Source organism: Chloroflexota bacterium, from assembly GCA_016219275.1.
Classification (GTDB): Bacteria; Chloroflexota; Anaerolineae; order UBA4142; family UBA4142; genus JACRBM01.
This window is the reverse complement of record JACRBM010000083.1, coordinates 21,748-29,918: the sequence shown is the minus strand read 5'-3', so window position 1 is coordinate 29,918 and position 8,171 is coordinate 21,748. Positions and strand designations below refer to the sequence as shown.

Genomic DNA, 8,171 nt, shown 5'->3' with positions numbered 1-8,171 from the left:
CGGGTGCGCACGCATCGCCGTCGGTTTCGGATGCACACACGCTCCGTCAAACAATCCAACGCTCAACTCAAGGATTTGGTGCGTCGTTGGAAAATGCTCCCGGCGGACAACGCGCCCAAGTGAGTTTTGCGGTATTGCCAAAAAACCGATCACCATGGAGCGTTTTCGGACACTGACTTGTTCAAGTGGCGCACTTCTCAGAGACATTTCGGCTTGGCAAGTATTTATCACGTTGCGGATTGAAAGGACCAGAATTACATTTGAATATCGCTGTCCTCAGCCAGAGTACTTGCCATTTCCAATCGCAAGAGCACTTCGCTTGAAGATCCGGGGTAGATTGGCTCCTACAGATCAATGGCATGTAGGAGTCTAGCGGCGAACCGACAGCGCTGATGCGTGTAGGTTCCAGCTTTAGTCAGCCGCCACACTGACAAGAAACAATAGCGATCGTGACCGACAGATCATCGCGATAGATTGGATGATTTTGACCGACAGTACATCGTTTGGTAGAGACCGACAATATCGTTTTTCTCGCTGGAAAACGGAGGTTTTCGTCCTGATGCTAGTCACAGAGCTACACGATGATCTGTCGGGTTGGAACGCTCAAATATTCACGATGTTCTATCGGTGTGAGTGCGCGAAAACTACACGATGATCTGGCGGAAAAGACTACACGATGTACTGTCGGTTCGCCGCTAGCCGGTTACCGCCAAAGGGAAGAATATGGAAATAGATTTGATGTTCACAGGGTCTGACGATATCCTCAACAAATGCCGACAGTCCCGACGCGAGATCGTGGAATTGGTTTCGGCGGTTGTAAGCAAAAATGACTATGGAACTACAATCAGGTTCTTGGGTGTCAATGTGATTTTTCAGGACATAAAGTTGATTGAACCCGGCGTCCGCTTGTTTCGGAAGCGAAAAGAAATTGACGTTGAGGTTGAACTACGTATGGATTGGGTAAGGAACGCCAACGTTATTGATATTAAACTTACTCTGCTACAGTGCCTAATCAATGCCGCAAAAATCGCCAAATCACGCATGACGAGAAAAGATGACCACTTCGAATCCGACAAGCTTGTTGATGATTTGAGGGCGATCGCAAGTGTGTTGGAAAAGAATGTTTCTGATACGACACTTGGCGTGTGTGTGACCGATCCGCTACCAAGTTCAAGAGTGTCCCAAAAGGATTATCAAGCGCACCAATATCAATTGGTGCTTCAGATTCCAGAGGATGCAGTCTCTGCTGATACGGCGTTTGCTCTGGAGGAGGAACTAGGCCGTGGACTAAGTGGTGAGCATGAAATGGATGGCAATGACATCGGCTCAGGAACAATAAACTATTTTATCCATACACCAAATCCTATTCTGGCTTTTCGGCAAATCAAAAGTATCTTCGCCTTGAAAGGGCTACTACCACATTTACGAGTAGCGTATCGAGATCTGGAGGATGACGATTTTGAGAATCTTTGGCCCGAGAATGACAAGCGACCTTTCAAATACTTCTACCGTTGAGTGGCGCGTGTGTCAAGAAACCGGTGAGCGGCACGCCCACCTACTACGGGGAATTACAACGGACAAGTGCGGAAAGCAACGGACACGGCACGTCCCAGGGTTTGTCCGTTGTTCGCTCTGATCAAAAAGGACTTGCCATCCCAGCAAGTCCTTTTTCTCATCGCGTTTTTTTAGGTGCGGGCAGGCATTGGACGTTTATCTCGTGGATTTACCAAGAGACGGCATACATTGACAACTACGTCGAACTGTCCCAGGGAACCTTGGTGTACGCCAAGAACACGTACTTGGTGCGCGCCGATAAGCCAAATGCTCGCGCAACTGAACCCGTCATGGAACTGGATGGTCTCACCCGATTGGCGGCGATTGACTACGGGTTGCGCGCCAAAATAATAGTACTTGGTCGTCGTGGTGGGTGGCGCTTGCAGTACGTTTACTGTACGTGAACTAGGCGTATCTGTCAACGTGTGGCGATGAAAAACGCGAGCGGTGTCACCTACCTGCACGGCGACCATCTTGGCAGTACGAGCGCGACCAGCGGCGCGCAACCAGGTCCGCAAACCTACTATCCGTATGGTGGCGTGCGAAACGGTTCGTTACCAACCGATTACATGTTTACTGGGCAGATCGCCGTACTTGATCTCGATCAGCGGTACCTTGCCGGAATCCCGAACGGAACCATCGTATCAGGTGCGCTGAGAACCAATCCACCGCAACCGATCATCGCGGCAGTCTCTTTTGCAACCGCGTCAACCACGTATGGCGACGCGTGTATGTTCTACGAAGGCATCCCGCAATAACGCGTCTCAACCAATCAAGTTCATCTATGGGCACGTGAGTTGCAACTCGTTGAGGGCAAGCTGAGTGCATTTTTCTAGTTTCACGAAGCGTTTCTTGATGATGTGGCGTGGGCATCCGTTGGCAGCGGTCAAGGCGGTGATGACTTCTGATCGCTGTCCTTTGGGACGCAAACCGTTTTTGCGGTGAACACGTTTGTGCGGCTCGTCGTATTCGTCAACGCCTGCCCCACAATCTCGGGTGACGTTGTGGTGCAGTTGGTCGAGCATCTCGTCGGCGGTTGGATGCACCGCGTTTTTATCACGTCCCAGTTTCGCGAGTTGGCGCTTGATTTGCTCGACAAGTTCGTAGGTGTTGAACGAGAGGGTATCATCGCGCACGTGGCTTGGGGCTGGAAAATGCTCGACCTTGTATTCATCCAGATCGGCGAAGGTGAGTCGTCGGCGTTCGCGTTTGAATTGGTCGAGTTGATTCCAGATGGCTCGTTGGTAAACAAAGCCGGGCAAAGTGCAGTTGCCCGTGTACTGCTGAAATGCCTCGATCAAGGCGTCGTGCAAAAGATCGTCGGCATCGGCGTTCCAATCTTTCGCGGCAACGAGGCGTTTCACCATTCGGCGAAGCATGGCATAGTCCTCACTCGAAAGGTGATGCAGTCGGTCAAGTCTGGCTTGACGTTCTGCATCGGTTTGGATTACAATACTGTCGCACATGGGAAGGATACTCCTGTGTGTAATTGCCTCGCCGGTGTTAGCGCACCGACGAGGTATTTTTTTGATTTGACGACTGCTTGATGCTTTCCCAGGTCTGTCATCGTCTCAGGGACACGTCATTAACCGAGGGACAAGTCCACCTCGGACCTGAGCGACTCGCTGTGCTTTCTGGTAGTGGCGTTTGCGATCTCAAGCGGGATGCCCACGCAGTACGGATGACCGATGCGTGGATACGAGTGTCTGTGTCTGTGAGCGTGCTCGACTGTTTACCGCGCCCCTGCCGCTTGCGCGGACGCAGACCGGATAGCCCGTAAGCCAACTGTCCCAATTCCCCGATCCGTCCAGGGTGCTTATTTCAGCACAGGCAATTTGTTAAAGTGCAATTGGAAGTTCGCACAGGGGTCAAGGGCGGACGCGCCCGAAAAGAAGCAGGCGAACTGAAAAATAAAACACGCCAAGTGAAAAATCACCTGGCGCGTCCGTTCATCGGAGCGAAGCGGAGACCCTTGACCCCTGTGCGATAATTGCGGTTACTTTAACAGATGCCCGTGCTGAAAGCACCTCGACGGCGCGGGATAGGACAGTAGCCTACGGGCACGGTCAAGCAACCGCGTGGGGGCTTGGGTGCATCAACGGAGAAACAAGGCAAGAGGAAAAGTAAAGAGAGAGTGTCGAGAGAGAAAAGAAAAAACCCTACGGGGTTTGTCTTTTCTCTTTCGACGTTCCACCAGTGGAAAGTAATCAGAACAATGCGCTCGCCGACATGACACGAAAGCCCGCACCGTCCACCTTAAAAGAAATGAACAACACAAACACAGCGACAGCACGACAGCATTTATTCGGGGTGAAGATAAACCGCGAGAGAGAAGAACCTGTGGGGCGCGAAGAACTAGGGAGCGCGAGGGAATGCCCCCGCAGAAAGGGGTGCGTGAACCCCGCAAAAAAGTGATGAGAACATCGCGCGGAGCGCGTCCTTACACTTTTTTTCGGTGGTTCACGCCGGGGAAAGCCGTTTCCCCGTGCAAAAGAAAAAAACGCGCTCGATACAGAAATGTTTCGAGCGCCGAAAAGCCATTCTTTCAGGGCATCGGCTGGCAGGGGAATCAGTCCGATTCTGTTGCTTTGAGCACTGCGATCACTTGACCGATTATATCAATTTCGGTTGATGCAAATGGAATTGACCCGTGAGATTCGGTACTTTCCGGTTCCAGCGATTCGTTGGGGCGAACTCCACGAAACCGTTTAACTGTACCAAATCGTTCACCATCCTTGATCACAGCGGCTACGACAATGTCCCCGTTCGAAGGTTGATATTTGAGATCACGCAATTGCCGGAATAAAACATAATCGCCTGATTCGATGCTAGCCAGATTCATGCTATTGCCTACAACTTTGGAAATGCCATATAGATAGCCACGTGACAACCGGATCATAGAGTCTGATCCAAGAAGGTTGACCAATTTATGTGGCTGGTTCTTGATCAACAAATGATCGAACTCGGCAAAATCTAGAATACTACTATCATCGGATATCCATAACCCATTTCCTGCTGCAATATCGGCGTAAATCGGAAAAACTGACACGTGGGTTTCCCCGAGATCCCAAACCCGTTTGGGTTTGTTAGTCTTTGTTTTGCGTCCTGTCTCACCAACCTCTTTTGGAGGTTCAGACACGGAGCTTGATGCGACACTAGCTCCCATGCGTGACACAACGGAATCTATTTGTGATTCAAGTTGTTCGATTTGATTTTGGAATTTTTGATAACGGCGCTTGTTTCCCAAACGTCCGGCTTCACGGACAAGTTCTCGCCACAGAGTCAATACAAAATTGTATTCGCGCCAGGCGTCTGCCAATCGGCTATTTTGTTCGTGCCAGGTTGCTAAGCGATGCGAAACCACACCCAGATTGTACTGCGACAAAGCTTCGAATAAAAAGCGGGCTTGATCGTAATGGGTTTGGCAGTTCGCATCATTTGCCAAGCGTCCCAGATCGCCCAAGCATAGCGCTGCTTCCGCTTGTACGCGGCGCGCATCCGGCACGCGAGCATGCATTGCCCAATCTCGCGCTTGCTCGTAAAGTGCTCGTGCTTGGGCATGATTGCCAAGAACGATATGCATTCGTCCTTGGTCAAGCAAGCGAAAGTTGTCTTTGGCGATCATATCGCCGCGATCAATCTCGAATGACAGAACCCAACTTTGCCATACTTCCGTTTGTTTAGGATCGGTCATAATGCCTCCCTCGCCAATTTAGGTTAATAATCGCCGCAGCGCTTCAAGCAGCGCGACGGCTTGCGCGGGGTAGAATTGTTGTGACTGTGGTGTTTGTCGAATACGCTCTAGCACCTCAATCATCCGGAGAACCATCATCCGGCGCAAGGTATTCACATCGGCTCCTGCAGGCAGACCTTGAAGAATCGCACGAATCATCTGTGCCTGTGCCTGCGAGCGCACAATTTCACGAAGACGATTTACTTCTGCTTCGGTCGCACCTGCCAATAGTTGGGCGCGGCGCTCCCATTCAGCACGCCAGGTGCGATTGCGTTGCTCCTCTATTTGTTGCCTCAACTCTGGCGCGATGTGATTAGGGTCCAGTGAAACCCTGCCGAGTGAAAACCGAAGTGGTACACATCCCAGCTGACGCGCTTTGGCGGCGAGGTTACTCAAGACCTGTGTCTGAATTTTCCAGCGTGGAGTGTCTGTATAATTCAATGATCGGTCTTGGGGCGCGTCCTCCGGTTCCGTGATTCGATCAAGTGTCAAGTCACTCAGAGCAGCACCTAATTCTCCCATCGCCATGCCTGGGATGCTATCCGACCAAATGCCCGGTCGTGTTTCTCCAGATGTAATTCTAGAAACAGACTGCCCATAAACCGCACGAACAACAAAACGATCCAAGAATGGGTATGGCGGTCGCAAGGGATTAGCCGATGTCGGCTTAACTGGAACCAACTGTGGGATTGCACTTTCCAAGCGATTCGAATAACCAGTCAAGCGGACTAGTCTCAACAGAATACTGCACCATTCCAGAGCGGCGCGTTGAAGTAGACTCCACCAAGAGAGAATCCAAGTCGGACGAGCATCGCCGGGCAAGATTCGAAACTCGATTTCGCCCTGCGCCAAGATAGGCACACCATCTTTAGTTTGTGTACTGGTTTGCCGTGTAACACACTGAGGACGAAGATCAACCACCGCTAAGATCCGCTCGAAGTTTTCTAGCAGATGATCGCCAGGTCCCAATACTCGTCGGAATGCTCCATTTTTCTCTGTAACCACCGTTGTATTGCTTGAAATATTTACCATCCCAGGACCACCGACAAGGTTGAGCGGATGGTTTTTGTATTCAGGGCCACAAGTGCCATCTCGGATATTGAGCAACGGACGCTGTGCTAACGCAAAGTGCGCACGGATACGCGCTTTGGAATCGCCACTCGCCATGCCATAAATGATATGCAAAGCAGTTATGCCAGAATTAACAGCTCCCATTATTGCAATGCCAGCAAGCAAGAAACGTTCAGAACCTTTAACGAGAGCATCACCAAAATTAATCGAAATCCTTCCAAAATCTATTTCAATCCCTTTCGCAAGTGAATCTAGAATATCCCAAGAGGGCGAGATCACTCCCCAAAGCAGGAATAGCATGAGCAGAAAAGCCACAATGACACTGCGTAGTCGCGCAAGATTGTCCTCACGCAAAAACAGTGCTTGGATTCTATCGCCAATCCGTTTGAAAATCTCGCGTGTATATGGCGGTAATTGTCGAACCCACATTATGATTTGCCTTCTGTCGGCTTGGGATTGAGCAGTTCTGCAAGTTTATGTATGAACTCTATCTCGCTTGTTTCGAGTTGCATGCCGGTTGCCGGCTCGTGCGCCATTTGTTCAAGCGCTTCAACAAGTCGCAGACTCAATAATTCTATCGAGTGAGACTCTGATTGCAATGTAAGCGTATCTGCAAGGCTTTGAAGTATTTCAGTTTGCGCTAATGCTCGAGCCGATTCTTCCAATTGAATTCGTCGTGCCTCGCCCAACGCCTTGAGTGTACGTTCCCGACGTTGCCAATCGGCTAACCAATTTTGGATACGCTGTTCAAGCACAGCCCGTGGCGGACGAATATGTGAAAGCGAAACACTACGCAGAGCTCCGCCATAGCGCCCGACTTGCTCACGGGCGGCATCCAAGAGTTGTCTGCCAATTTCCTGACGTGGATTCCGTTCAGGATTATCTGCGGCGAGCAGTTGGTCGAGCATATAGCCGGCAACAATTTGTCGCAAAGTGTCTTCACAGATCGTCGCAATGGTTGCACACCAATCCGCCGCTGACCGAGGTGCCGGTGGAATAGCAGTTGTTTCGGATACCTGCGCACGCTCGGCGTAGATCGCCCGAGCCACCGGATTGTCCATAGAAGAAGTAACTTGTTCATCTTTCCAATCTATTCCATGTTCAATTTCCGTATTGACGGACAAGTCTATTTCTACTTCAATCCCTTCACGCGTTGCCGCCGTAACCGTACGACGAAGATTTTGTGGACGCAAATCAACGGCGGCTTGAACACGTTCTTCCAACCGGAGAAACTCGAATCCCGGTCCCACAACTCGCGCGTACGCATTCTGTTTTTCCAGAGCCAGTGCGGTTACTCCATCGCAAACGACGATGCCTGGACCTAACGCGCGCTCTGGCTTTGTCCCGTACACTTTGTATGTCCCATTCGATGCGCGAATAACCGGGTGTGGCAGTTCTAAATGCGTTACGCCAATCATATACCCGCGTGCTTGCCACGCCTCACGCCAAGACTTGAGTGGAAAAACAGCATCCGTAAGCAGGTGCAAGGTAAGATAAAAGAGGCCGAAGAAAAAAGCGATATTGATGAGAATATCTATTGGTGCCGTGTACTTGACAACAAGCAAAAACTGGACGAGCCAGGCGACTGGAGGAATATTCAGAGCAGGGCGGAGTGGTTCTAGCCAATCCTTGATCGCGGGAAACGCATCTAGGACAGGGAAGATTGCGCGGAGGATAAACCAGATAATGACAAATTTTCCGAAATCACGACACAGTTCACCGACTTTGTCAAAGAGGCCGGATTTGTTTTCTGTGGACATTCAGGGTCTCCCAGAATGTTGAAACAGCGCGTGAATATTTTAGATAACAGATT

General features: G+C 50.6%; 6 protein-coding genes. 2 read left to right on the top strand and 4 right to left on the bottom strand.

The genetic code is table 11. The features are described from left to right. The first annotated feature begins 723 nt into the window (after positions 1-723). Positions 724-1,515, top strand: a complete 792-nt coding sequence (locus tag HY868_22350) for a hypothetical protein (GenBank protein ID MBI5304892.1) — start codon at positions 724-726, stop codon at positions 1,513-1,515. Between the two features lie 470 nt (positions 1,516-1,985). Continuing rightward, entirely contained in the window at positions 1,986-2,312 is a 327-nt protein-coding gene (locus HY868_22345) for a hypothetical protein (GenBank protein MBI5304891.1), read from the top strand. Positions 2,313-2,336: 24 nt separating this feature from the next. Here HY868_22345 and HY868_22340 read toward each other — a convergent pair whose 3' ends face one another. The 4 genes from HY868_22340 to HY868_22325 all read right to left on the bottom strand — a co-directional run bounded on the left by HY868_22340 (position 2,337) and on the right by HY868_22325 (position 8,118). Further along, the gene (locus tag HY868_22340; GenBank protein MBI5304890.1) at positions 2,337-3,020 is read right to left on the bottom strand and encodes a sigma-70 family RNA polymerase sigma factor; all 684 of its coding nucleotides are present in this window, start codon (positions 3,018-3,020) and stop codon (positions 2,337-2,339) included. Between the two features lie 1,103 nt (positions 3,021-4,123). After that, the gene (locus tag HY868_22335; GenBank protein MBI5304889.1) at positions 4,124-4,720 is read right to left on the bottom strand and encodes a hypothetical protein; all 597 of its coding nucleotides are present in this window, start codon (positions 4,718-4,720) and stop codon (positions 4,124-4,126) included. A 546-nt stretch (positions 4,721-5,266) separates the two neighbouring features. Further along, on the bottom strand, positions 5,267-6,787 hold the full coding sequence (locus HY868_22330) for a hypothetical protein (protein MBI5304888.1): 1,521 nt from the start codon (positions 6,785-6,787) through the stop codon (positions 5,267-5,269). Then, complete coding sequence (locus HY868_22325; GenBank protein ID MBI5304887.1) at positions 6,787-8,118, bottom strand: hypothetical protein; 1,332 nt, start codon at positions 8,116-8,118, stop codon at positions 6,787-6,789. The genes HY868_22330 and HY868_22325 overlap by 1 nt, the downstream gene beginning before the upstream one ends. Positions 8,119-8,171: the final 53 nt, after the last annotated feature.